The 25,156-nt window shown below is 64.6% G+C and carries 22 protein-coding genes; 11 read left to right on the plus strand and 11 right to left on the minus strand.

Going from position 1 to position 25,156, the window contains the following annotated elements; all coding sequences use genetic code 11:
- Nucleotides 1–225: 225 nt before the first annotated feature.
- Together RIC54_RS11000 and RIC54_RS11005 are read left to right on the plus strand one after the other, a co-directional pair.
- A complete protein-coding gene (locus tag RIC54_RS11000) occupies nucleotides 226–1,116 on the plus strand; it encodes a LysR family transcriptional regulator (RefSeq protein WP_350096929.1) in 891 nt (296 codons plus the stop codon).
- 428 nt (nucleotides 1,117–1,544) lie between these two features.
- The gene (locus RIC54_RS11005; RefSeq protein WP_350096931.1) at nucleotides 1,545–2,204 is read left to right on the plus strand and encodes a cation efflux transmembrane domain-containing protein; all 660 of its coding nucleotides are present in this window, start codon (nucleotides 1,545–1,547) and stop codon (nucleotides 2,202–2,204) included.
- A 26-nt stretch (nucleotides 2,205–2,230) separates the two neighbouring features.
- On the opposite strand, the gene RIC54_RS11010 is transcribed toward RIC54_RS11005, so the two are convergent.
- The gene (locus RIC54_RS11010; RefSeq protein ID WP_350151023.1) at nucleotides 2,231–2,602 is read right to left on the minus strand and encodes a hypothetical protein; all 372 of its coding nucleotides are present in this window, start codon (nucleotides 2,600–2,602) and stop codon (nucleotides 2,231–2,233) included.
- A gap of 304 nt (nucleotides 2,603–2,906) precedes the next feature.
- Here RIC54_RS11010 and RIC54_RS11015 point away from each other — a divergent pair, with 304 nt between their 5' ends.
- Nucleotides 2,907–3,764: an FkbM family methyltransferase gene (locus tag RIC54_RS11015; protein WP_350096935.1), complete on the plus strand. Its 858-nt coding sequence runs from the start codon at nucleotides 2,907–2,909 to the stop codon at nucleotides 3,762–3,764.
- Nucleotides 3,765–3,795: 31 nt separating this feature from the next.
- Here RIC54_RS11015 and RIC54_RS11020 read toward each other — a convergent pair whose 3' ends face one another.
- Complete coding sequence (locus RIC54_RS11020) at nucleotides 3,796–4,218, minus strand: BLUF domain-containing protein (protein ID WP_350096937.1); 423 nt, start codon at nucleotides 4,216–4,218, stop codon at nucleotides 3,796–3,798.
- Between the two features lie 302 nt (nucleotides 4,219–4,520).
- Here RIC54_RS11020 and RIC54_RS11025 point away from each other — a divergent pair, with 302 nt between their 5' ends.
- Both RIC54_RS11025 and RIC54_RS11030 read left to right on the plus strand, forming a co-directional pair.
- Nucleotides 4,521–4,745, plus strand: coding sequence for a hypothetical protein (locus tag RIC54_RS11025; protein WP_350096939.1), 225 nt, complete (start codon nucleotides 4,521–4,523; stop codon nucleotides 4,743–4,745).
- A 10-nt stretch (nucleotides 4,746–4,755) separates the two neighbouring features.
- Nucleotides 4,756–5,457, plus strand: a complete 702-nt coding sequence (locus RIC54_RS11030; RefSeq protein ID WP_350096941.1) for a hypothetical protein — start codon at nucleotides 4,756–4,758, stop codon at nucleotides 5,455–5,457.
- A gap of 25 nt (nucleotides 5,458–5,482) precedes the next feature.
- On the opposite strand, the gene RIC54_RS11035 is transcribed toward RIC54_RS11030, so the two are convergent.
- A complete protein-coding gene (locus RIC54_RS11035; RefSeq protein ID WP_350096943.1) occupies nucleotides 5,483–6,616 on the minus strand; it encodes a zinc-binding dehydrogenase in 1,134 nt (377 codons plus the stop codon).
- A gap of 228 nt (nucleotides 6,617–6,844) precedes the next feature.
- Between RIC54_RS11035 and RIC54_RS11040 the strand changes: the two genes are divergently transcribed.
- From RIC54_RS11040 to RIC54_RS11050, 3 genes are all read left to right on the plus strand, one after another.
- The gene (locus tag RIC54_RS11040) at nucleotides 6,845–8,839 is read left to right on the plus strand and encodes a carbamoyltransferase C-terminal domain-containing protein (protein ID WP_350096945.1); all 1,995 of its coding nucleotides are present in this window, start codon (nucleotides 6,845–6,847) and stop codon (nucleotides 8,837–8,839) included.
- A 191-nt stretch (nucleotides 8,840–9,030) separates the two neighbouring features.
- Entirely contained in the window at nucleotides 9,031–9,639 is a 609-nt protein-coding gene (locus tag RIC54_RS11045) for a class I SAM-dependent methyltransferase (RefSeq protein ID WP_350096947.1), read from the plus strand.
- 156 nt (nucleotides 9,640–9,795) lie between these two features.
- Nucleotides 9,796–10,215 (plus strand): hypothetical protein, encoded by a 420-nt coding sequence (locus RIC54_RS11050; protein WP_350096949.1) that lies wholly within the window; start codon nucleotides 9,796–9,798, stop codon nucleotides 10,213–10,215.
- 32 nt (nucleotides 10,216–10,247) lie between these two features.
- Here RIC54_RS11050 and RIC54_RS11055 read toward each other — a convergent pair whose 3' ends face one another.
- The gene (locus RIC54_RS11055) at nucleotides 10,248–11,075 is read right to left on the minus strand and encodes a metallophosphoesterase family protein (RefSeq protein ID WP_350096951.1); all 828 of its coding nucleotides are present in this window, start codon (nucleotides 11,073–11,075) and stop codon (nucleotides 10,248–10,250) included.
- 3 nt (nucleotides 11,076–11,078) lie between these two features.
- A complete protein-coding gene (locus RIC54_RS11060; RefSeq protein ID WP_350096953.1) occupies nucleotides 11,079–11,825 on the minus strand; it encodes an SDR family NAD(P)-dependent oxidoreductase in 747 nt (248 codons plus the stop codon).
- 164 nt (nucleotides 11,826–11,989) lie between these two features.
- On the opposite strand from RIC54_RS11060, the gene RIC54_RS11065 reads away from it, so the two are divergent.
- Nucleotides 11,990–12,514, plus strand: coding sequence for a PAS domain-containing protein (locus RIC54_RS11065; RefSeq protein WP_350096955.1), 525 nt, complete (start codon nucleotides 11,990–11,992; stop codon nucleotides 12,512–12,514).
- A 7-nt stretch (nucleotides 12,515–12,521) separates the two neighbouring features.
- Here RIC54_RS11065 and msrP read toward each other — a convergent pair whose 3' ends face one another.
- From msrP to RIC54_RS11090, 5 genes are all read right to left on the minus strand, one after another.
- The gene (gene msrP / locus RIC54_RS11070) at nucleotides 12,522–13,520 is read right to left on the minus strand and encodes a protein-methionine-sulfoxide reductase catalytic subunit MsrP (RefSeq protein ID WP_350096957.1); all 999 of its coding nucleotides are present in this window, start codon (nucleotides 13,518–13,520) and stop codon (nucleotides 12,522–12,524) included.
- Nucleotides 13,521–13,684: 164 nt separating this feature from the next.
- Nucleotides 13,685–15,721 (minus strand): elongation factor G, encoded by a 2,037-nt coding sequence (locus tag RIC54_RS11075; RefSeq protein WP_350096959.1) that lies wholly within the window; start codon nucleotides 15,719–15,721, stop codon nucleotides 13,685–13,687.
- 197 nt (nucleotides 15,722–15,918) lie between these two features.
- Nucleotides 15,919–17,229 carry an MFS transporter gene (locus tag RIC54_RS11080; protein ID WP_350096961.1) on the minus strand — a complete coding sequence of 437 codons (1,311 nt, stop codon included), beginning with the start codon at nucleotides 17,227–17,229 and terminating at the stop codon, nucleotides 15,919–15,921.
- Between the two features lie 106 nt (nucleotides 17,230–17,335).
- Complete coding sequence (locus RIC54_RS11085; RefSeq protein WP_350096963.1) at nucleotides 17,336–18,538, minus strand: pyridoxal phosphate-dependent aminotransferase; 1,203 nt, start codon at nucleotides 18,536–18,538, stop codon at nucleotides 17,336–17,338.
- Nucleotides 18,539–18,744: 206 nt separating this feature from the next.
- A complete protein-coding gene (locus RIC54_RS11090; protein ID WP_350096965.1) occupies nucleotides 18,745–19,329 on the minus strand; it encodes a hypothetical protein in 585 nt (194 codons plus the stop codon).
- Nucleotides 19,330–19,546: 217 nt separating this feature from the next.
- Between RIC54_RS11090 and RIC54_RS11095 the strand changes: the two genes are divergently transcribed.
- Nucleotides 19,547–21,922, plus strand: a complete 2,376-nt coding sequence (locus tag RIC54_RS11095; protein ID WP_350096967.1) for a methyl-accepting chemotaxis protein — start codon at nucleotides 19,547–19,549, stop codon at nucleotides 21,920–21,922.
- A 211-nt stretch (nucleotides 21,923–22,133) separates the two neighbouring features.
- On the plus strand, nucleotides 22,134–24,452 hold the full coding sequence (locus RIC54_RS11100) for a methyl-accepting chemotaxis protein (RefSeq protein WP_350096969.1): 2,319 nt from the start codon (nucleotides 22,134–22,136) through the stop codon (nucleotides 24,450–24,452).
- 43 nt (nucleotides 24,453–24,495) lie between these two features.
- Here the strand turns inward: RIC54_RS11100 and RIC54_RS11105 are convergent, their stop codons facing one another.
- Entirely contained in the window at nucleotides 24,496–25,098 is a 603-nt protein-coding gene (locus tag RIC54_RS11105) for a GNAT family N-acetyltransferase (RefSeq protein WP_350096971.1), read from the minus strand.
- Nucleotides 25,099–25,156 lie beyond the last annotated feature (58 nt).

The raw sequence follows: 25,156 nt of genomic DNA on the forward strand, positions 1-25,156 counted from the left end.
GTGAAACTGCCGGCCTCCGCGACCGCATGAAATACCCGCAGCTTGTCCCAGTCCATGACCCGCCCTCCGATCCTCGCGCGCCGAAGCGCTGCGACCGATTATCTCTACACGAGAGAGGCCGCCGAGTGAGCCGGTTGCGTGGACGCAAGGGTTAACCCGGCGGCCTCTCTCGTGTAGAGATAATCGGTCGCAGCGCTTCGGCGCGCGAGGATCGGCGGGCGGGTCATGGACTGGGACAAGCTGCGGGTATTTCATGCGGTCGCGGAGGCCGGCAGTTTCACGCACGCGGGCGATACGCTGAATCTGAGCCAGTCGGCCGTCAGCCGTCAGATCAGCCATCTGGAGGAGAGCCTGCGGGTGCCGCTGTTCCACCGGCATGCCCGCGGCCTGATCCTGACCGAACAGGGCGAGATCCTGTTCCAGACCGCGCGCGATGTGTTCGCCAAGCTCGCCACCACCGAGGCCATCCTGGCCGAGGGCAAGGATCGCCCGAAGGGACCGTTGCGCCTGACCACCACCGTGGCGCTCGGTTCGAACTGGCTGGCACCGCGGGTCGGGGCGTTCCTGGAGCTGTACCCGGAAATCAGCCTGACCCTGATCCTGAACGATTCCGAGCTCGACCTGTCGATGCGCCAGGCCGACGTGGCGCTGCGCCTGACCCCACCGCGCCAGCCCGACCTGATCCAGCGCCACCTGAAGACCATCAAGTTCCACCTGTACGCCGCGCCGTCCTACCTGAAGGCGGCGGGCGTGCCGCGCACCCCGGCCGATCTGGCGGCGCATCGGCTGATCATCTACGGCGAGACCGCGCATCCACCGTTCCCGAACGTCAACTGGCTGCTGGACGTCGCCTCCGGGCCGCGCGGCCGGCCGGCGTCGGTCCTGCGGGTCAACAACTACTTCGGCATGTACCGGGCGGTGCAGACCGGCATCGGCATCGCCGCCCTGCCCGACTACATGGCGCGCGAGGACGTGAACCTGATCCGCGTCGTTCCGGACCTTGAAGGCCCGCAGGTGCCTGCCTACTTCGTGTATCCGGAAGAACTTCGACACTCCAAGCGGATCACCGTGCTGCGCGACTTCCTGATTCAGGAGGTCGCTAAATCGCAGTTCTAGGCGGCTTGCAGGCTGCCCTTGCGATTCAGCATCGAGAGCTATGCGTCAGACGCATATCGGGGCTGCCGATTTGGGAATGGTCGTTAAGGCTTACGCAACCTATTTCTCATATTGTGTGGATGTTGCGTTGCAACATCTCCTCTGAGCCCCCCGCTCAGAGCAGGGCCCTCCGGGGTCCTACGTCTCCCAGACGTGAAGCCTCCCTGTTCAACTTGCCCGGAAGCCCAGTGCTTCCGGGCCATTTTTTTGTCCAGGGCGGGGTTTGCGGACACTTCTGGTCCACGATACGCTTCGGTGGACTGCAGGGTGGCCGGTCCGGCCCATCGCTGACCCAAACACCACCGTGTCTCGCCCCATAAGCCTCCTCGGCGGATGCCCGGGTTCCCTGCTGGATCGACCTTGCAGTCCGCTGCGAAAAGGAGTCCGATATGAGCGCCTCCTGCTGCGCGAGCATGCCTGCCAATCCAACGTCCGATCCGAAGCACCGGCGGATCCTCTGGATCGTGCTCGGCATCAACGCGGCCGGATTCATCGGCGAGATCGTCGCCGGACTCACTGCCGGATCGGCCGCGCTGCAGGCCGATGCCCTCGACTTCCTGGCCGACGCCGGCAACTACGCGGTCAGTCTTCTGGTGTTCGGCATGGCCCTGCGCTGGCGGGCCTGGGCCGCCCTCGCAAAAGGCGTGTCGATGGGCGTGTTCGGCCTTTGGGTCGTCGGCAGCACGCTCTGGTACGCATGGCAAGGCGCCGTGCCGGAAGCGGGGATCATGGGCGGGGTCGGCGCCGCTGCCCTGCTGCTGAACGTCGGGTGCCTGCTGTTGCTGACCGGTTTCAGGTCGGGTGATGCGAACATGCGGTCCGTCTGGATCTGCAGTCGCAACGACGTCATCGGCAACGTCGCGGTCATGGCGGCCGCGTTCGGCGTGTTCGGCACCGGCACGGGTTGGCCGGACATCATCGTCGCGGCGGTCATGGCCGTTCTGGCGCTGTGGGGCGCCGGTCAGGTCATCCGCCAGGCGGCCAGCGAACTCCGACACGTCTCGGACCCGCACCGGGGCCCGGTCCAGGTCGCGGTGGCAGACTCGTAGAGCCAGCGTAGCGACGCCAGCAGGTCTCAGGGTGACGGCTGTGGCCGAACCGCCCAGGGCTTGGTCACCAGCACGCCCCCGATATCGTAGTACGAGACCGTCTGCCAGGCCGGGTCGAGTGCCGCCACCAGAGCGGTAATCGGCGTGTCCGGATCGGCCACCGTGGTCAGCGCGGTTGCCAGCGACAGGCCGCTCCCGGGCGCAGTCTTGCCGGGAAAGGGCGTGAACAGGCTGACCGGCCGAAGGTAGACGGACAGGTCGTCGGCGACCTCCCCGTGCTCATGCGCGCTGGGCCCCGCATACTCGAAGATCCCGACTTCCGGATCCGCCCGAGACGCTGCCCGCGTCACTGCGATCTGGGCGCGGTACGGCTCGGCGACCATAGGGTTGAAACCCACCTTGGTGAGCGGGGGGTAGGTGGCGAACCCGGCTCCGAGCAGGCCGGCGGTAACGTTGAGTCCGTCGCTGCCCGGCAGGGGATCAAGTCGGTCGACCAGAACCGCGCCCTGCCCGGTGGCGGCGCAGATCGAGAGCTTCAGATCCCGATCGAACGAGGGATCTACCTTACTGTCGGATTGACGGACACCAAGGTAAGCTCATGCAGGCTACCCTGGGTGCTCGTTCGACGTCGACGAGCCCGACGCACTCCACCGTTGCGAACTGCCGCGACCACCCGTCAACCGTGTTCGGCCGAAGCAAGTCATGATCGAGACCATCGAACTGCCGTGGCGCTTGGGGACCATCGAGGTGCCGGTGCCGGATCGCTACATCCGGCCGGCAATCGAGATCACCGGGGAGTACAGCGGCCAAGAGTTCGACCTGTACCAGGCGCTGCTGCAGCCGGGGGATCTGGCGGTCGACGTCGGGGCGAACATCGGGGTGTTCTCGATCGCCATGGGCCAGGCGGTAGGTGAGACGGGACGGGTGCTGGCGTTCGAGCCGCAGCCACTGATCTTCGGCATCCTGACGCGCAACCTGGCCCGGCACGGCCTGGACCGAGTGGAGGCGCACCGGGCCATCGTGTCGGAGGTCGAGGGTGCCGGACAGTTTGCCGACGTTCGCACCCTGCCCGAGGGCCGCAAGGTGAACTTCGGCACGATCGGGGTAACCTCTCGAATCATGCCGGAGTACGGCGGCATGGCACCGACCCCGGTGCTGACCCTCGACGGGTTCGAACTGGCGCGTTGCGACCTGATCAAGATCGACGTCGAGGGTGCCGAGGAAGCGGTGCTGCGTGGGGCCGCGGCGACCATCGCCCGCTGCCGGCCGATCCTGAGCCTGGAATGCGACCGCCCGAATGCCGCCAGCCCGTGGGTCGACGGGTTCCTGGCTGCGGGCTACTCCTTGTGGCGGTTCCGCGGCACCAACCTGCGCGCGCCCAACCCGAAGGGCGTGCCGATCGACGGCGTCGCCAACTACACCTCGATCATGGCCCTGGCTGTGCCGCCGGAACGCAACGACGTACTTCGCCGCATCGACCATCAACGGCTGCAGCCGATCGACAGCCGGGAGACCCTCGAACGGCTGTCCCGCAACATCGTGGTGATGAACGGAAGCTAGCGCGGATCAACGAGCGCAGGCGGGCCGCCACCTATCGGTTCGTGTTCAGAAAGTTGAGCAGCAACCGTCGGACGAACCGATCGTCGGCGAGTTTGTCGGTAGCTTCCTGCTGGCTCTTCAGAAGATTGATGCAACCCCTGATTTTCTCGGGGTGCGGTTCATGGGCGTAGGCCATCCACCAGCCCGGGAAATCGCGCACGTCATCGTCGAACTCAACCAACGTGATGACGTGCTGATAGCGCTGGTCCCGCTGGATGGACGCGTAGACATCCGACACCGCCTGCTGCGGACCTTCCAGCGCCTGGATGAAATTTCCGGCGCCATAGATCAGCATCCCGGTGATTCCCAGGCGCTCGTTGCGCTCCCTTGCCTGAACCAGCAACTCTTCCAGGGCTTCAGCATCAAGAAGCTGCCTGGCGGTACTGACATACAACAAGTGGAATACTGAGTTCATTCTGCAACGCGCCTAAGATTTTCCAACCTAGATTAACGCAATGAACCGTTGTGCGCAGCATCGATTGTGTTGAATCAATCAGTTGCTGCCCGCACTTCCTCGCAAACCCACGCAAACACCAGCGTCAGATGCCGCCTGCGCGTCGATCGGAACAATCGTAGCAACCCGATTATGCGCAGATCGGTGAAAACCGATGCTGCCGTGCAACGGTCGGCAAAGAACCGTCATCGGCCATGTACCGCGACGTGAAACCCGATGACCGCCCTGCTAATGTGCATGGGTCCGATTCTAGGAGACGGGCTATGAAAATTGTCTGGATGCTGGTGACGCTGATTGGCAATCAGGTTGTCGAGAGCGGAATCACGTTCCCTACGGCGAAGCTATGTTTCGAGCAGGCCGCCGCCCTGCAGGTCGAAGCCTACAAGGCTGTCGATCTGGCCTTCATTCTGAACCATCAACAGAACCTGTCAGCCGAGCCGGCCCGGCCGATGTTTTCCTGCATCGTCACCGAATCCCTCGGCGAGTAGCCGCGGAATCGTGCGGATCCACCACCTTCCGCCATCGCTGGCCGTTGCGCTGGCGCTCGCATTCACGTCGCCGGCCGAAGCCCGCGAGGAACGGGTCGTCGCGATCGGCAGCCACGAGCTGAAGGTGGCGCTGGCCGATGGCGACTGCTTCTTCGACGCCGAACAACCCGGCGACCGCCACCTGATCGATCAGGTGGCGGCCGGGCTCGGCGGCAAGGTCGTATTGCTGGTTGCGTTCGCCGACTGCGGCACGCTTGAAGGCTGGCGAACCGGTACGCCGTCCACTGTGTCGCGCTTCGGCTATGTGATGATCGCCGATGCCCACCTGGAGCCGGTGTTCGCGTTCGACCAGGCGGCCCTGGCCGACGCCATCACCAAGGCGTTGGACGACCTCAAGACCCAGGACTACCGGGCCGACATCAACCGGCTGGCCGCCGACATCGACCGGATCTGGCCAACCCTGCCGGCCGGCGGCCAACAGGAACTCGGGATCGTGCACCGCGATCGGTTCGGACCGGTCCTGGCGACCGTGCTCAGCGTCGCCGGACCGTCCGGCCCGCCGGTCCCTCGCCTGCAGCTGCGCCAGTCCGTCCTGGTCGCCGGAAAGGTACTGGGCGTTGCCGCCACCCGCGACTACACGAACGCCGAGACCGTGTTCGACGTCTACGGCGACCTCTCAGCGGTGGTCGAGGCGACATCGGCGCGCAACTGACCCGCTGACGGTCGTACCGTCGATGTTACCCATTCGGCACCAGGATCTGGCGCACCACCTCCCCGTCGGCCAGCCGGTCGAAGCCATGGTTGATCGCGTCGAAGCCGATGTGGTCGCCGACCAGACGGTCGATCGGCAGTCGGCCCTGGCGGAAGGCCTCGATGAAACGCGGGATGTCGCGAACCGGCACGCACGACCCCATGTAGCTGCCCTTCACGGTGATCTCGCGAGTCACCAGGTCCGCGGCGTGCACCGCCAGCGTGGCCCCGGCCGGCGCCAGCCCGGCGGTCACCAGGGTCCCGCCGGTGCGCAGGATGCCGTAGCCGGTCTCCAATGCCTTGACCGAACCGGCGAGTTCGATCGCGACATCCACGCCGCCGCCGGTCAGGTCGCGAATCTGGTCGAGATGATCGGGTTCGCGGGCGTCGATCGCGTGGTCGGCACCGAGCTGGCGGGCGAGGCCGAGCTTGGCCGGATTGACGTCGACCGCGATCAGGATCGACGGCCCGGCGAGCTTCGCGCCCAGCAGGCCCGACAGACCAACCCCGCCGAGCCCGATCACTGCAACCTTCTGCCCCGGCCGGATTCCGGCGGTGTTCAGCGCGGCGCCGACCCCGGTCATCACCGCGCAGCCGAAGACCGCCGCCATGGCCAGCGGGACGTCGCCGTCGACCCGAACAACCGAGCCTCGGTCGACCACCGCGTACTCGGCGAAGCACGACACCCCGGACTGGTGGCTGATCGGCTCGCCCTTCGCGTCGCGCAACCGCTTGCCGCCGCCCATCAATTCGCCCTTGGCCCGGGCTGCACCGTGGGCGATGCAGATCTGCGGACGCCCCTCCAGGCAACGCTCGCATCGCCCGCAGCTGGCGGAGAACTGGAACACCACGGGGTCGCCCGCCTTGATGTCGCGCACCCCGACGCCGACTTCGACAACCGTGCCGGCGCCTTCGTGCCCGAGCGCAACCGGTATTGGCCGTGGACGCGAGCCGTCGATCACCGACAGGTCGGAATGGCACAACCCGGCCCCGGCGATCTGCACCAGCACTTCGCCGGCCTGCGGGCCTTCGAGTTCGACTTCCTCCACGGAGATCGGACGGGTCGTGGCATAGGGCCGGTCGGGAGCAATCGTCCTCAAAACGGCGGCGCGCATCTTCATTGGAATCCTCCTGTTTCGACCGGAGTCTAGCCTGATGCAGATGCAGTCCGACAGCGCGCGCACCGCGAATGCTGTGTCGCCCAAACCGATCGACGTCGCGGCGTCTGGCCTGTGTCAAGCCGCAGCGGTCCCTCCCGGCCCGCTCAAGATCATCGATAGTGCTTGTGCCGACAGCCCACGGGCGTGTAGGCGACAGGCGCATGTCGACATTCACGAAAGGTGCGCCGCGTGCTGATTCTGGGGGTTCACATGGGGCACGACGCCGGGGTCGTCGTCGTCGATGCTGGTCGGATCGCATCGTTTGTGGAACGCGAGCGCCACACCCGGGTCAAGCATGCAGCGATCTCGACGATCGACGATATCGAACTCGCTCTGGCCGACGCCGGGGCGACCATCGACGACGTCGACTACGTGTCGATCACCGGTACGCAGAACTGGCCGTTCGTGTTCTATGACAGCGATGAGTTTCGGTTTGATCTTGCACCCGATCTTGCCGGGCCGGTCGGTGTGTCTCCTGCCCTACGGAATGGCGTGGTTCAATTCGAACGCTACCTGAACTCGAGCAGGTCGCAGTTCTCCGAGATGATCGTCGATCGGTTTCAGCGAGACGGCGACTACAAGAATTTCTCTGCCCGCCCGGTCGACCCCGCCGCATCGGGTTTTGACTTTCATGGCACTCGCGAGTTTCCGATCTATCCCTCGTTCTGGGACGACCGGCATTCCCTGCGTGCCCTCAGAAGCATGGATGCAACGTCCGTCCGGGGCATGATCACGCCATGGCTTCGAACCGGAGCCTTTCACGTTCCGGTCCAGGTCCGGCTCCGCCACCGGATCGTGCCCGGCATCCAGATTTCCCATCACACGGCGCACGCTGCCAGCGGCTTCTATCAATCGGACTTCAACACGGCTGCTATCCTCACGACCGACGGCGGCATGACCAAGAACCGTTTCGGACACAGCGGCGGACTGTTCTGCGTCGGCGCAGGCAACAAGTTGTTTCCACTGCTGCCGAACTTCCTGACCTCCGGCAACATGTACATGCGCGTCGGCCGGTACCTGCGCCTCGACGACGGTCCGGGGGCCCCCGGCAAGCTCATGGGCCTGGCGCCTTATGGCCGCCCGCGCTTCTTCGACCCCGACCTGGTCGGCAATGCCTACGATCGGCTCGAGTTGATGTTGCCGGCCGGTGACCAAGCGGGCGGTACGGTATTCATGAACAGCGCGCAGACCCTGGTGGCCCGAGCGCTCCGCGTCGCCGGCGCCATCGGATACGATGCTGTCGAACCAGATCCAGGCGAAAAACTGACGCGGTTCAACAAGGATCTCGCTGCGTCGACCCAGAAACTGTTCGAAGAGCAGAGCCTCTTTGCGACGCTGACCTTGTTCGAGTTGTGCGGCAAGCTGAGCATGGGCACGCTGAACCTCGTCCTGTCCGGTGGCTGCGCGCTGAACTGCCCGGCAAACAGCCGGATCTGGCGCGAAGGTCCTTTCGACAACGTGTTCGTTCCGCCGTCTTGCGACGATTCCGGCCTGGCCATCGGCTCGGCACTCTATCTCAGCCATCATGTTCTCGATCTTCCCCGCCAACCACAGGGTTCCCGATCGTCCACCTCGGCGTATCTCGGGCGACGGCACGGCCCCGAGAGCTTCGAACACGCGCTGCGCGAGGCGGCCTCCGACATCGTGGTGACACCGGTCGGTGACGCCGCGGCGGATGCCGGGCTCGCGCTGTCCAACGACGCGGTAGTCGCCTGGTTCGAGGGTCGCAGCGAGATCGGGCCGCGTGCGCTCGGCCACCGGTCGATCCTGGCCGATCCAAGGAACCTGGCGAACTGGGAGCGCGTGAACCGGATCAAGAAGCGCGAGGCTTGGCGGCCATTCGCACCCGCGGTCCTCGAAGAGGAAGCTGCCAATTGGTTCGACGGCGCGCCGCTGCCGTCGCCATTCATGCTGTTCACCGCCCGCGTCCGATCGCGTGCGCTACCCGCTGTCACCCACGTCGACGGCAGCGCGCGGATTCAAACCGTCGACCCCGACGGCGGCGGATTTCGCCGTGTCCTTGAAACGTTCAACCAGCAGACCGGCATTCCCGCGGTAATGAACACCTCGTTCAACGGCCCCGGCGAACCGATCGTGGAAACCCCAGAAGACGCCGTGCGGTTCTTTCGCTCTTCTGACCTTGATCGACTGTATTTCGACGGGTTTCGCGTCGAGCATCGATAGAACCGCTAGACGGCAAGGCGATCTCCCAATGTCGCACTACGCGTCAGCACATCCACCAGCAAACCATTGACTGAAAATAATAAAAATCATAAACTCTAAGTAATTACACACCAATTACAGAACCACGACAGATGCCTCCAACCAATCCCCCGGAGTACGAGAGAACCCTCCAACAATACCGTGATTATCCGATGCCGGTCCGATCGATTGAGGATGATCGAAAGAAGCTGTTTCACCGGGTCGGCGATAATCCATCCGCAATCTGCACACTGATATTTGGCGGTCGCGACATTTTTTCTGGCGAATGCAGGATACTAGTTGCAGGCGGAGGCACAGGTGACTCAACATTATTCTTTGCGAAGTACCTGAGGGACATAGGCGGAAACGGTCGCGTTGTGCATTTGGATCAAAGCGCCGCAGCCAACGAGATCATTGCAACTCGATTGAGTCGTTTCGATCTCAATAACGTTGATATTCAAGAACGCTCACTACTTGACCTAGATCCTCAAGAGGATGGGCTTTTCGACTACATTAACTGCAATGGCGTTCTGCACCATTTACCCAGTCCTGTCGAAGGTCTCCACCGATTGTCATCTGTCACACGGCCCGATGGCGGCTTGGGCATATGGACGTATGCCAAGTATGGCCGAACAGGGATGTACCATGTACAGCGCATGATCTTGGATCTCGTGGGTAGCCGTCCGGTCGACGCTGATGCTATTGCTTTGACAAGAGATATTTTCTCGGAACTCCCATCCAGCTCTCTTGGTCGCTATGATGGCTCAGGTGTTCTATCTTGATTAAATGGCGCAGTAAGTAAGGATGTATATGGAGAGCAACTCGCAGATCGCTTTCTAAATTCAAGCGATCACCCGCTTTCGGCTCGAGAATTTTTTGAATTTATTGAAGGAACTGATTTAAACTTCGTCAGCTTGCAAAATCCACTCGAAGCGCTGTTGTACGAATCCCTCAACTTCGTAAAATCACCGCTAACGAGATCGACGCTCTCGACCCTACGCTTCCGCGATCGAGCGGAGTTTGCTGAGCGTTGGCATTGCCATATCAATATGCATCGCGCCTACCTGTCCAAAAGTGCGGTGCTCCCGATATTGTCTGGTAGTCGCGTTCTGCGTTGGACGCACGCCATGCCCCCGCATGAATTCGGTTCAAACGGCAAAGCCGCACTCAACGTTCACGGCTCCAAGATGCGGTTGCGCTTCAATGATGACACCGTCGCCTTGTTCACGGCATTGGATGGAAGAACATCAAACAGCCAAATCATCGACAAGCTGAACCTCAACAAAGAACTTATACAGCTTGAAGAGCAAAATGTACGAAATCTTATGACTCTTGAACTCGTTAAAGGCGAAATTTGATATTTCTTAAAACTCTGAACGAATATTATTTCTCAAACGACTAACCGCAAATACTCCGCCGCCCCCCGGGTGCGGTCCCACTGTCGAGGATAGCCGAGCGATACCTCCTCGAACCGGGTGCCGTCCACTACATCGGTCCGTCGGGTGTGCAAATGGCCCGAGACGACCGCGTGCGCCCGATAGCGCCGATGCCAGTCCTCGGTGGCTGTCGTCCCGCACCAGGGGGTGAACCTGGGAACCCGCGGAATCCGGATCAGGTCGCGGCGAAGCGGCCAATGGTTCACCAGGACCGTATGGGCATCCTCGGGCAGTTCGCGCGCCAGTCGATGACGGGTCTCGTCCAGCCGAGCCCGGCACCAGTCCGGACGGGTGCTGAACGGATCCGGAGCCAGATGGATCTCGTCGGCACAGACGTTGTGCGCTTCGTCCGCCCAGGTCACGACATCTGACAGCGCCACGTCCTGGGGCCGGAAGCTGTAGTCGTAGAGCAGGAACAGCGGCACGATCACCAGACGCCTCACGCCGTCCGGCAGCGCACCGGGCCAGTCCGGAAACGGATCCTCGGGGGTGATGACGCCGTGCGACCGGGCGATCTCGACCAGCCGCTCGTAACGCTCCACGCCGCGCGCGGCATCCGGCCCATCCCGACCGACGGTCCACAGGTCGTGGTTCCCCGGCACCCAGACGACCCGGCCAAAGCGTTGTGCGAGCAGCCCGAGGGCCCAGTGGTTCACCTCCAGCCGCTCTGCCACATCGCCGGCGACAATCAGCCAGTCGTCGGGATGCTCCGGCAGTTCCTGCAGAGCCTCACGGTTGTGTGCGGACGCCAGGTGCAGGTCGGAAATGGCAAGCAGCCGCATCCGCTAGAACGCGCTTGCGCCGCTTTCCGCCGGCATGATCGCACCGGTGATCCGACGCGACTCATCGGAAGCGAGGTACAACGCCATGTAGGCGATGTCGTCAGGCTCAAGCACGCCCATCAGCGACTTCTTCACCAGCGGATCGTCCGGCTTGAGCATAGCCTTGACCCGATCGGTCGCCACCACGCCCGGGCCAATCGCGTTCACCCGGATCTTGGCAACGTGCCACTGCATGGCCAGCGTCCGGGTCAGGGTCAGCACCCCGCCCTTGGCGGCCGAGTAGGCGTCGGCCCCGGCGGTCCCCGTCAGCGCGCGGATCGAAGTGGTGTTGATGATCGAACCGCCGCCGCCACGCTGCATGTGCGGGATCGCGAACCGGCAGCCCAGGAACGTACCGAACAGGTCGACCGACATGGTCCGCCAGAACTCGTCCAGCGGCATCTCGGTGACCTTGCCATCCTTCGGGGTCGCGCCACCGGCATTGTTGTACAGCACGTCGAGCCGGCCGTGGCGCTTGGCAGCACCGTCGATCAGCGACTGGACATCGGTCTCGGACGATACGTCGGTGACCACGAACTCGGCTCGTCCACCCGCCGCGACGATCTCGGCGGCAGCGGCCTCGCCAGCCTCGCGTTTGAGGTCGGCCAGGACCACCGTAGCGCCCTCGCGCGCGAACAGACTGGCCGACGCCCGGCCAATGCCCGACGCCGCGCCGGTGATGACTGCAACCTTGCCTTCGAGCCGTGCCATTCGCTGCCTCCATTGACGGACAGCCGAGACTTTAGCGAACGGAACCGGCCGGTGCACCACTCCCGGTAGGGGAAGTTACGGATTGTTAACCACAGCCGGCATAGTGTTTCTGACCTCGATCGTTCCCACGCCAAGGGAGTGCCCTGCAGTCCGGAGCTTGTTTCGTGCCACTTCCCGATCCGTCAGAGCCTTCGATCAATCAGGAGCTGAGCGCCTCGGCTGAAGAGATTCTTGCCCTAACGCTGCATCCGAAAATCCGGGCGCTGGTCGAGTACTGGCAGACGATTCACCCCGATACGGGATTGCCCGGCCGCTACCATTTCGAGCCACTCGATGTCCCCGCGCTACTGCCGAACATCTGGCTGGTCGACGTCGAACGTAAGCCCAAGCTCCGCCTGCGTTACCGTTTGGTCGGAACCAGCGTGGCCCGCGCCTTCGAGCGAGACTCCACCGGTCGCTACCTCGACGAAGTGCACTCAGAGTTCCTCGACAGCCACATCTGGCTCTACATGAAGGGCGTCGTGCAGGACGGTACCCCCGGATGGCGCTCGGGCACACCGCGCTTCTGGCATCTGCGGGAGTTCCTGAGCCTTGAGCGGATCTACCTGCCGCTGGCGAGCGACGGACGCGAGGTCGACATGATCCTCGCGCTCACCGTTTTCGTCGACCGGTTCGGCAACGAGTTCTGAGCCGCCGTCACATGAACAGCCGTTCGTTGTTCATGCCCTTGTAGATATCCGCCACATACTCCGTGTAGCCATTGTAGAGCAGTGTCGGAATGCGGTCGGACTGGCCCAGCGGCTGTTCCGTCGCCTGCGACCAGCGGGGATGTGCGACGCCCGGGTTCACGTTCGCCCAGAAGCCGTACTCGCTGGCCTGGATCGCTTCCCAGAACGACACCGGGCGCTGATCGGAGAAGGTGAAGCGCACGATCGACTTCACCGACTTGAACCCGTACTTCCATGGGGTGACCAGACGGATCGGCGAGCCGTTCTGCGGAGGCATCGGCTTGCCGTAGATTCCGGTCGCCATGAACGCCAGCTCGTTGGTCGCTTCGGCCATCGTCAGGCCCTCGACATAGGGCCACGGATACCAGTGCTGCTTCTGCCCAGAAGCGATCTCCGGATTCTGGAAGGTCTGCATGGTCACGTACTTCGCCGAGCCGAGCGGCTTGGCGTATTCGACCAGCCGCCTCATCGGGAAGCCAGCCCACGGCACCGTCATCGACCACGCCTCGACGCAGCGGTGCCGGTAGACCCGCTCCTCCAGCGGTCCCATGGCCGCCAGCAGGTCGTCGATCGCCACGCTCTTCGGCGCCTCGACCATGCCGTCGAAGGTCACGGTCCATGGCCGGATCGGCAGGACCTGCGAGGCCCGCCAGATGTTCTTATGGCTGCCAAATTCGTAGAAGTTGTTGTAGGTGGTCGCGAGTTCCTCGGTCGTCATCGGCCGCTCGCCGCGGTAGCGCATGTTGGTCTTCGGCGGATAAAGGCCTGTCGACGGATCCGCCACCGGTGCGGCGGCCTGCTGATCGGCCTCGGCCTCCTCCATGCACCCGGCCAGGCCGACACCCGCGCCGGCCAGGATCGGACCGGCCGCCAAACCCTTCAGCAGCCGACGGCGATCAAGCCAGGCGCTCTCGGGCGTGCTCCGGCCCTCGGGAATCTCCCATCCTCGGCGGCGCTTGATCAGCATGGCGGATCTCCTCGACTCTCCAATGTCCCTATCGAGCTAGGCGGTTCCGCGCCAATCACCAAATCAACTCGCGGTGAGGAAGCGTTACCTCCGGCAGATCCGTCGCCGGCCGGAGGTCCGCTATCGCTCGTCCTGCGGTAGTCGTCCTTGAGCATCCGCTCCGCTCAACGCGCCGTCACCTCGTCGCGCCGCTGGACGACCTGATCGGCCAGCCGCCCGGTCAGTTCGGACAGATGATCGAACCGCCATTCGAACGTGGCGAGCCCCTGGCTTTGGGCCCGCAGCTCCAGGATCAGGTCGTGGATCTCGGCTTCCGGCAGGTAAGCCGTGACCGCATCCCAGCCCGGCCAGCCGTCCTTGGCGTCGAAGCCAAGGATCTGGCCGCGGCGGCTCGACAGGATTCCGTGCACCCGGCTGGTCGCATCGGACGGCACCGAGATGGTCACCTGATGAATCGGCTCGAGCAGGACCGGGTCGCATTTCGGCAAGGCTTCGGACAACGCCATGCGTGCCGCGATCTTGAACGCCATGTCCGAGCTGTCTACCGAATGAAAGCCGCCGTCCGTCAGGGTTACCCGGATGTCGACCACCGGGAAGCCGAGCGGGCCTTTTTTGACGTAGTCCCGCGAACCTTCCTCCACCGCGGGGATGTACTGTTTCGGCACGGACCCGCCGACGATCGTGTCGGCAAACTCGAACCCACGCCCGCGTGGCAACGCGTCGACCTTGATCTTGATGTCGGCGTACTGGCCGTGCCCGCCCGATTGCTTCTTGTGCCGGGCATGCTGCTCGGTCGAGCGCCGGATGGTCTCCCGGTACGCCACCGCTGGACGATCGGTCTCGACAGCGAGCTTGAAGCGGTTGCGCAACCGCTCCGCGACCACCTTGAGATGGGTGTCGCCCTGCCCCCACAGCACCAGCTCGTTCAGTTCCGCATCCTGCTTGATCAGCAGTGACGGATCCTCTTCGGCCAGCTTGGCCAGCGCACCCGATACCTTGACCTCGTCGTTGCGATCGGGCACCCGCACCGCCACGGCGTACACCGGTTGCGGCGGCATCGGCCAGGTGATGCCGTGCTCCGGCACGCCACCGGTCGGCGTCAGGACGTCGCCAGTCTGAATCGGCTCCATCCGGCCAAACGCCACGACTTCGCCCTGCGACGCCGACGGCACCTTGTCCAGCTTGGCGCCTAGGATTCGATAGATGCCCGATACGCGCACCCCGTTCAGCACGTCACCGTCCTTGACGGTGCCGCGCCACATCCGAACGTACGACAGCTTGCCCATGTGCGCCGCGTGAACGGTGCGCAACACCTGGGCCAACGGCTCGCCCTCGACGGCGATGCCGCGCCGGGCGACCGTGGCGGTGTGACTCGGGCCCTCGTGCCGGATCAGCTTCAGCAACCGCTGCACACCGTGGTCACGCTCGCCCGCCCCCAGGACGACCGGGACCAGCAGGTCGGCCTGCATGGTTTCGGTCAGGTGCGCATAGACCTGCTTCTTGTCAGGGTCGATCTCTTCCAGAAGCTGCTCGAGCAGTTCGTCGTCGAAATCCGCCAAGGTTTCCAGCAACTGGTTGCGAGCCTCGATTTCCCGCTCGGCAACGGTCGCCGGCAGTTCGATCAGCGCCGACGGCTCGCCGTTGCGGTACTTGTACGCCCGCTCGCTGACCAGATCGACGTAGCCGGTAACCGCTTCGTCCTCGCGGATCGGAACCTGACGCAGAACGAGAGGTCGCGCGGAATAGCCCTGCAGGGCGGCCAGCACGTCACGGATCCGCTCGTTGTCGGTGTCCATCTTGTTGATCATCACGACATGCGGGATGTCCTGATCGTCCAGGAACTTCAGGATCGGGCCCGCTGCCGCCGCCCGACTGGCTTCCGGATCGACCACTACGATCGCCAGATCCGCCACCATGCAGGCGTAGCGCGCCTCCGGAGCGAATTCGATGTTGCCCGGCGTGTCGATGAAGGTCCAGGAGTCTCCGAGATACTGGCCATGCCCGATGTTCAGTTCGGTGCCGGCGTTGCGCGCACGCGCTTCTGGCGCCGTGTCGCCGACCGTCGTGCCGTCCTTGATCGAGCCTTTGCGCGGGATTGCCCCACAAGCGGCAAGCAGCGCTTCGAACAGGCTCGTCTTTCCGGACTGGTACGGTCCAACGATCACGGCGCATCGCGTGGCGCCGTTGGTATCCCCTGCCATGTGCTTCTCCCTCGGTACGCCCGGGTGATGCCACCCGTGTCGAGGTTCGAGCGGGGGCGTCCCGGGTCACGTGGTCCCGTGGTCGCCCCTGGTCCGAGGGCCTTTGTCGGAACGCCGGGACGACCGGCGTCGAGGCAGTCATCTTCGACCCGACCCGTCAGTGCGTGCAAGACGAATCGGGGCCGCTCCGCATTTGATTACCCGACATCCTGCATTCGCGACGCCTCGGGCATCATCCAGGATGCCCCCGCCGCGACGAACGCCAACGCCCCCAGCAGCACGATGGTCGCGGGTACGCCCACCACCTCGGCGACCAGTCCCAGCCCCGCCGCGGCCAGGGCGAGCAGGCCGACCAAGGTATTGGCAAACGCCACGTACAACGGCCGTTCGTCCTCCGGGGCCGCATTGACCAGGTAGGTCTTGCGGCCAAGCCGGACCCCGGCGACGGCAATCCCAAGCGAAAGAAACACTGCCCCGTACCCCCACGCCAGCACGGGACCTGCCGCGACCACCGGCAAGGTAATGGCCAAAGCCGCCGACGCCGCGCCGATCGCTCCGGCAGCGATCATCGCCCGGCGCGCCGAGTCATCGGCAAGAGCCCCCCAGAACGGACTGGCCACGACCCCAGCGAGACCGACCATGAGCACATAGTAGCCGAGATCCCCGATGCCACCGCCGACCAGGCCGTGGGCATGCAGGGCGTAGAACGGCACCGCCACCTCGACTCCCAGCAGCAGCGCTCGCGCCGTCAGAAACCGGCGGAAGCCGGGCCTGTCCTGCAGCAAGCGAAGTCCGCGGCGCCATTCCTCAAGAGGGCTGCGGCCGTCACCCCTCTCCCCCGCCGGCTCGGGAATTCCCGCAAACAGCAGGGCCGCGGTCGCCCAGAGCAGCGCTGCCGAGCCGACCAGGGTGAGAAGCGAGCCGACCGCCACGTCGTCGCCGAGCCCCGCACGCATCCCGGCACCCGCCAGCAGCGTGAGGGCGCCGCCGATCGCCGCCCGGTTCGCCAGCAAGCGTCCCCGGATGCCCTCCGCCACGGTCTTGCCCATCACATCCTGAAAGGCAATCGAGCCGCAGCCGCTCGCAATGCTGAAAATCAGCAGCAACCCCACCACGCTCCATCCCGCTGCGGCGGGAGAAAGCCATGCGGCCGGAATCATCGCCAGCAACGCGGCGGTCTGCACCAGGCCGGCGGCAACCCATGCCCATTTCCGATACGCCAGCCGCCGTATGGCACCCGACATCAGCAGTTGCGGGGCCAGCGACCCTGCCTGTTTGACCGGAACCAGCAATCCGGCCAGTCCGGTCGGCGCACCAAGCGCGCCGAGCAGCCACGGCAGGACCAGTTCCGGGCTTGCCACCTGCTCGGCAAGCTTCGTGCAGGCACCGTTACCGACGTTCAGCAGATACGCACGCGCCGACGGTGTGTCGGAGGACGCAATGTCGGCGCCACCGGCCAGCCATCGAACCAGTCTGGCGCCGGATCCGGTGGTCGGGTGCGCCGTCATCCCGTCAAGCTTCCATAAAAAGAAAGGGTGCCGACAAACCGGCACCCCTTCACGTCTGCTACTGCGTCAGGCCCGGCCTTGACCGAACCCTCCGGAACCAGGTCTGTCAGCGCAGCGAACCGCAGAAGCGCTGGATCCGGGTGCAGGCCTCTTCCAGCAACTCGGTGGAGGTTGCGTAGGAGATCCGGAAGTGCGGCGACAGGCCGAACGCCTCGCCCTGCACCGCGGCGACACCCTCCGCCTCCAGCAGGGCCGTCACGAAGTCGGAATCGTTGCCTATGACCTTGCCGTTCGGAGTCTTCTTGCCGATCACGCCCTTGCAGGACGGATAGACATAGAACGCGCCTTCCGGCGTCGGGCAGTTCAGGCCGTTGGCCTGGTTCAGCATCGAGACCACCAGATCGCGGCGCTGCTTGAACACTTCGTTGTGCTCGGCGATGAAGTCGTGCGAGCCGTTCAGGGCCGCCACCGACGCCGCCTGGCTGACCGACGACGGGTTCGAGGTCGATTGCGACTGGATGTCGGTCATTGCCTTGATCAGGTTGGCCGGTCCGCCGGCAAAGCCGATCCGCCAGCCGGTCATGCAGTACGCCTTCGACACGCCGTTCACGGTCAAGGTCCGGTCGTACAATGCCGGCTCGACCTCGGCCGGCGTGCAGAACTTGAAGTCGTCGTAGACCAGCTGCTCGTACATGTCGTCGGTCAGCACCCAGACATGCGGGTGCCGCAGCAATACGTCGGTCAGCTTCTTCATGTCCTCGCGGGTGTAGCCGGCCCCGGTCGGGTTCGACGGCGAGTTCATCACCAGCCACTTGGTCTTCGGCGTGATCGCCTTCTCCAGGTCGGCCGGTTGCAGCTTGAAGCCGGTCTCCTGCGGGCAGTCCACGAACACCGGCGTACCCTCCGCAAGGATCGCCATGTCCGGATAGCTGACCCAGTACGGCGCCGGGATGATGACTTCGTCGCCCGGGTTCAGCGATGCCATGAATGCGTTGTACAGGACCTGCTTGCCACCGGTGCCGACGATGATCTGGTTCGGCTTGTAGTCGAGGTTGTTGTCACGCTTGAACTTGGCGCAGATCGCCTCCTTCAGCGCCTGCGTGCCGCCGACGGCGGTATACTTCGTGTCACCCCGGTCGATCGCGGATTTCGCGGCGTCCTTGATGTGCTGGGGAGTGTCGAAGTCCGGCTCGCCGGCGCCCAGGCCGATCACGTCCTGGCCGGCGGCCTGGAGTTCCCGGGCTTTGGTGCTGACGGCAATGGTGGGCGACGGCTTCACGCGGCTGAGCCGTTCGGCAAGTATGCCCATGATCTTTCCTCGTGGACTGGCGGATTGCGGACGAAGGGCAACCTACGCCCGGCCCAAAGACCGTGCAAGTTCGCGAATGCCAATGTTTCGGCATTCCGAAAGAGAAACGGGGCTGGCCCTCCCCAGGAAGCCAGCCCCGCTCGATCGCAGCTGTAGACAGTCGCCTGAGGATCCTCTCCCCAAACTCCAGCAGTCGACCCGCGCGATCAGAGTTTCTCGACGTTCATCCCAATGGTGATGGCGCCGATCGGCTTGCCGGTGGCCGGATCAACGATCGTGGCGCTGACCTGCGACTGGAACGCCTTGCTCGACTCGTCGAACTCCACCTCGTCGATGAACATGGCATCGGGTCCGACGGGATAGGTCTTCTGCCACTTGCCTTCGTCACCCTGCATGTAGTCCGAGGTAACATCGCTCTGGCCGACGTTCAGACCCTTGGCGTCCATCACGAACAGTTCGGAGTACACGCCGTTCGCCGCCGCCTTCTTGCCTGCGAGGAACTTGGACAGTGCATTGCCCAGAAGCTCGTTGACCAGCGGACCGCCGCCGCCCTTGGCTTCGGCACGCCATTGCTTGTCGAGCTTGTCGATATCGGCGTCGCTCAACGACGCGGTCTTGGTGTTCTGCGCCTTGATGGCATCGACAACGACCGGATCGCTCAACCACGGCTTGACCTGCTCGTTGAACATCTTGGTGATCTGCGGTGCATAGTCGTTGGCGCTCGCGCCGAACGAAGTGAACCCCATAACCACTGCCGCCATCGCCGTTATCTTGACCACGCGTCCAATCATCTGATCTTCCTCCTTACTGGTGATTCTTAATGCGGATCGTTGTTGACCAACCGACCGTCAAGCAGAGGATTCCATTGAAATGCTTAAAAATTCATTATCAATTATTCCAGTTAGCGATATCCTCTGTATACAATCTTAAGTTTCTTAAAGTGTTTGTTAACTTATCCGCGCTTCTATTCGACCAACAAACGGAACGACGTTACGGAGGAACCGCGCAATGCGGATCGGGTCGAAGATCAGTGCCGGTTTTGCTGCGATGGTGGTGTTGACCGGGGTTCTCGGGCTCGCCGGATGGCTTGGCCTGGACCGCTATGCAGGGTCGGTGGACGGTGCCGACCGGATGGCGGCCATCGCGGAGCGCGTCGGTTCGGCGAACAGCGATGCCGTGACGTTCCGCGCCACCCGCGATGAAAGTGCCGTCGTCCGTGCCGGTTCGAGCCTTCACGAAGCCCGGCAGGCCGCTGAGGAAATCGGCGTGGTGAAGCTGTCGGACGCGATCGGACGGTTCGAGGGCGCGTTCTCCGAACTGGTTCGGCTGGCCAACGAGGCTGAGGGCCTTACCGCCGACATGGAGTTCAACGCCCTGAACCTGGAGCAATTCGCCAGTTCGATCCGTGAAGCGGAGCAGTCCCGCTATGGTGCCGTTGCCCAGGCCCGTGCCGAAGCGGCTACCTTGCAGAACGACCGGCTGGCCGGTGCCCAGGCCGCCGAGGCGCTGATCCGAGCCATGCTGACGGCGCGCCGCGAGGAAGCGCTGTTCCGGATGACCAATGAGAAGGAGCAGGCCGACGAGACCCGGACGGCCATCAAGGGCATGTTCCTGGCCGCCCTGAAACTGAAGAAGGCCGCCGGTGCCGGCGAGGACGGAGCCTTGGCCGGCAAGGTCGCGACCGGCGCAAGTGGCTACCGGCAGGCATTCGAGGCACTGACCGAGGCCGCCCCGAAAACCGCCGAGGCGGACAAGGCAGCCGCCGAACTGGATTCGGTTTCCGAGGATATCCGCCAGGCGGCAACCGAGGTGTCGCGCCTCCAGATCGACAGCTACAACAAGGCACGCGCCAGGGCCGATGCCGCCGCCGATTCCCTCGAGAAGGCGGCCGCCACCAGCGCCCTCGCGCTTCAGATGGTGGCAGACGTCCGCGCGTTGTCGCTGGCCGAAATCAAGGTTGTGCAGAGTCGCGGCGAAGCAGACGCACGCGCGCAGGTAAACGCAGCACTGGATGCGCTCGCTTCGGACGTCGACCAACTGGCGGCCATCGCGACCGGCGAAGAGACCCGTGACACCCTCAACCTCGCCAAGGATGAAATCACCTCCTACCGCAAATCATTCGATGCCATGATCGGAGCGATCGAGTTGGAAGCCGAGGCCGCCGCCACCGTTGCCGACGCCGCCCAGGAGGTTGGAACGGTCGTCGGCCATGGCGTGGCGACCTTCGCCGCCAGCCGCGACGCCGACGGCCGGCTCGCACGGATCGTGATCGGGACCGGCGCCGCGGCAGCCGCCCTTCTGGCCATCCTGATCGCCTTCGCGCTGGTGCGCAGCATCGTCCGGCCGATCCGCTCGATGACGGATGTCATGGAACGTCTGGCCGCCGACGACCTGGACGTCGAAGTTCCGGGGATCGACCGTTCGGATGAGATCGCCGAGATGGCCAGAACGGTTCAGGTGTTCAAGGACAACGCCCAGCGCATGCGGCGACTCGAGACCGAGAAAGAGGAAGCCGACCGTCACGCCGCCGAGGAAAAGCGCCGCGTGATGGAGGAACTGGCCGCCAGCTTCGAACAGTCCGTCGGCTCGGTCGTCCAAGGCTTGACCGGCTTCATCACTGACGTTCGCGGCCGGGCCGAGAGCATGTCGGAAGCATCGGAACTGGCTCGCCAGCAGGCGATCGGTGTCGCCAGTTCATCGGAGGAGGCAAGCACCAACGTGCAGGCGGTCTCCGCCGCCGCCGAGGAACTGGCCGCGTCGGTCAACGAGATCGGCTCCCAGGTCGGCCGCGCGGCCCAGATGGCCAAGCGGGCCAGCGAGGAAGCGCAACGCGGCGACACCCGCGTCCAGGCTCTGGCGGAAACCGCAACCCGCATCGGCGACGTGATCACGCTGATCCAGGACATTGCCGAGCAGACCAACCTGCTGGCGCTGAACGCCACCATCGAGGCTGCCCGTGCCGGCGATGCCGGCAAGGGCTTCGCAGTCGTCGCATCCGAGGTCAAATCCCTGGCCGGCCAGACCGCCAAGGCGACCGACGAGATCCGATCGCAGATCGAGGACATCCAATCGAGCAGCCGGGATGCGGTCACCGCGATCCAGGCGATCAGCGAGGCGGTCAACGAACTCGACTCCATGAACGGCGCGGTCGCCGCGGCCGTCGAGGAACAAAGCGCGACGACCAATGAGATCGCACGGAACACCCAGGAAGCCGCAGCCGGCAGCTCGCAGGTCTCCGGCGCCATCGTCGAGGTCTCCAGCGCATCGGAGCGGACCGGCGAAAGCGCGTCGGCCGTGCTCGCCATGTGCGGTGAGTTGTCGAGCGTCGCCTCGACCCTGGACAAGGAGGTTCATGACTTCCTCGCCCGGATCCGGGCGTCATGAAGCCAGGGCCAGCACCCCAATGCGATTAGTCTAAAAATAGCGCAAAATATCCTAGAAGTAGAAAAATAACTTCCCTACTCGCGTCAATTAACCAGCGATTAACCCGATCCCGGGTTCAATGCAGCCAAGCAACGGTATTTGGCGACATTGTCTGGGGGTCGGAACTATGCGGATCGGGTCTCGTATCGGAATCGGGTTCTCGGTAATTGTGGTGCTGACCGGCGTTCTCGGCGCCGCGGGCTGGGTGGGCCTGCAGCGCTACGCCCTCTCCGTCGACAACGCCGACCGCATGGCAGCGATCTCAGAGGCCGCCCGATCGACCGGCGGCGATATCGACGCCTATCAGGCGAACCAGGATCCGACCCGAATCGGGATCGTGCGCAACAAGCTTCAGTCCGCCCGTGAGACGGCCGACGCCGAGGGCCTGACGGCCGTCGCCGAGGGCATCGAGCAGGTCGAATCGGCATTCGCCGGCCTTGTCGATCTGACCGAGACCGCGGCCACTGCCCGACGCGACCTGCTTGCACGCGTCGCCGAGCTGGAATCCGTCGCCGACGCCGTTCGGGCCCACGAGGAGGAGCATTACCGCGCATTGATCACCAAGCGTGATGAGGCGGCAGCAGAGCAGAACCGCCGGATCGGCGCAGCCAACCTCGCCGAAGCGTTGGGCCATGCGACTCTTGAGTCCCAGTTCGCCACCTACCGATTGCGCAACGGGGACGAAGAGGCCAAGGCGGCCGTGACCAAGGCGATCGCCGCGATGGCGAAGGCCGCCGGCGGCCTGCACGAGTTGATCAACACCGGCCCCGAGGCCCCGATCATCGTGAAGCTGGTCGAGATCGTGGACGAATATCAGAAGGCGTTCGACGCCTGGGTCGCGTCGGGCCAGTCGGATCCCGAGGCATCGAAGGCGCTCGACAAGGTCTCCCGGCGGATCGGCCAGACCGCCTTCTTCACGACCCGCGGGCAACACGATCACCGCAAGACAACCCAGGCGACCATTGCAGCCGCATCATCCGCCCTGGCCAGTTCAGTAGGGTCGATGACCGCCGCAACCAAGGCGCTGGCGGATATCCGGCAGCTCCGGCAATCGGTCAATGCAGTGTTCGAGACCAGCGGAGCGCCGGGCGCCATGACGGACGCCCAAGGCGGCATCGACCAGATCCGCGCCGACTTCTCGACACTCGGAGCGATGGCGACCGAACCGTCGACACACGAAGCCCTGACCAATCTGACCGGGTTGCTCGAGGCCTACCGGACCGCCCTCGAAGCCGCCAACACCACCCTGGCCGACCGGCTGGCGGCATCGGAAGCCATCAAGACGGCGACGGCGGAGGTCCTGGCCTCCATTCGAACCGCGGTCGATCAGGTCTCGGCGGCCCGCAGCCGTGAAGGACAACTTGCCGAGACGGTCATACAGGCCGCGACCGGCGGTGCGGTCGTGCTGGCCCTGCTGATCGCGGTCGTCCTCGGACGCGGCCTCACCCGGCCGATCCAGGCCATGGCCGGCTCGATGCGTCGGCTCGCCGACAACGACCTGGACGTCGACATTCCGGGGCAGGCACGCAAGGACGAGATCGCCGAGATCGCCAAGGCGGTACAGGTCTTCAAGGAGAACGCCCAGCGCATGCGGCGAATGGAGAGCGAGCAGAACGAAGCCGCGCGCCGCGCGGAAGCGGAGAAGCGGCGATCGATGGACGATCTGGCTGCAAACTTCGAGCAGTCGGTCGGGGCGGTCGTTCAAAGCCTGGTCGGGTATGTCGCTGAGGTTCGAAACCGGGCCGAGGGCATGTCCAACGCGACCGACGAGGCGCGCTCCCAGGCGACCCTGGTTGCCGGCTCGTCGGAGCAGTCGAGTTCCAATGTCCAGGCGGTCTCGGCAGCGGCCGAGGAGTTGGCAGCGACCGTCAGCGAGATTGCCCAGCAAGTCGACCGGGCAGCCCAGATGTCGCGTCAGGCCTCCGAGGAGGCCGCGCGCGGCGACGGACGAGTGCAGGCGCTGGCAGCGACGGCGCAGCAGATCGGCGATGTCATCACGCTGATCCAGGATATCGCCGAGCAGACCAACCTGCTGGCGCTCAACGCCACGATCGAGGCAGCGCGCGCCGGCGATGCCGGCAAGGGCTTCGCGGTCGTCGCATCGGAAGTGAAGAGCCTGGCCAGCCAGACTGCCAAGGCCACCGAAGAGATCCGGTCCCAGATCGAGGAGATCCAGTCCGCCAGCCGCGACGCGGTCACCACCATCAAGGCGATCGCCGACGTGGTCCGGTCCCTGGAACAGATGAACACCGCGGTCGCCTCGGCGGTCGAGGAGCAGGGCGCCACCACCCAGGAGATCGCCCGCAACACCCAGCAGGCCGCCTCGGGTGCGGCTCAGGTCTCCGGCGGGATTGCCGGGGTCTCGGCCGCCTCCGAGCGCACCGGCGAAGGAGCCGCCGAGGTCCTGCAGATGTGCGGGGAACTGGCCACCTCCACGGATACGCTGGAGCGCGAAGTCGGCGAGTTCGTCCGGCGAATCCGAACCGGGTGATGTCCGGGAGGCCGCTGGGTTCCCGGCGTCAAGCCCCTCCGCCTCAGCCCGCCTCGATGACCGGGAAATGCGGTGCCGCGTCCCGGGAGAACGCGCCGGTCAGCCGCGGGTCGTCGGCGATCTCTATCTGCCTTCGAAACGGCACGAAGCCGGAGCGGACATAGAACGCCAGCGCGTCCTGATGGTCGAGCGTACAGGTGTGCACCCAGAACCGCCGGATCGGCCGCGCCCATGCGCGCTCGATCGCACGGTTCATAAGCCACCGGCCCGCGCCGGAGCCCACGGCGTCCTTGGTCAGCCCGAAGAACGCCAGTTCGCATTCCCCGGACGTCCGATAGTCAAGCTCGACCAGCCCCTGGGTGACGCCGTCATTCGCGAACGCGTAGACCTCCACATCCGGTGAATGGATGATCGCGGTCAGCGTGTCGGCCGGCATCGACGCCCGCGAGAACCACAGCCAGTCCTCGCCGATCCGCCGGTACAGGTCCCGGTACCAATCGACATCCGGGTGATCGACCTTTCGCAAGGTCCAGCCGTCGCCAGCCCGCTCCGCCCGTGGTGCGGGGCGCGAGGTCATCTGCAGGGACGTCACGATGGCGGCAAGCTTGTCAGCCGGAAGATCGCTGTAGCCGTCGGGAAGCAGCATTCTGAATTCCTTGAGATGTCGTCGTCGTAAACCTCAGCGTATAGTCGCACGGGCATCC

This window comes from Thalassobaculum sp. (assembly GCF_040219215.1).
Classification (GTDB): Bacteria; Pseudomonadota; Alphaproteobacteria; order Thalassobaculales; family Thalassobaculaceae; genus Thalassobaculum_A.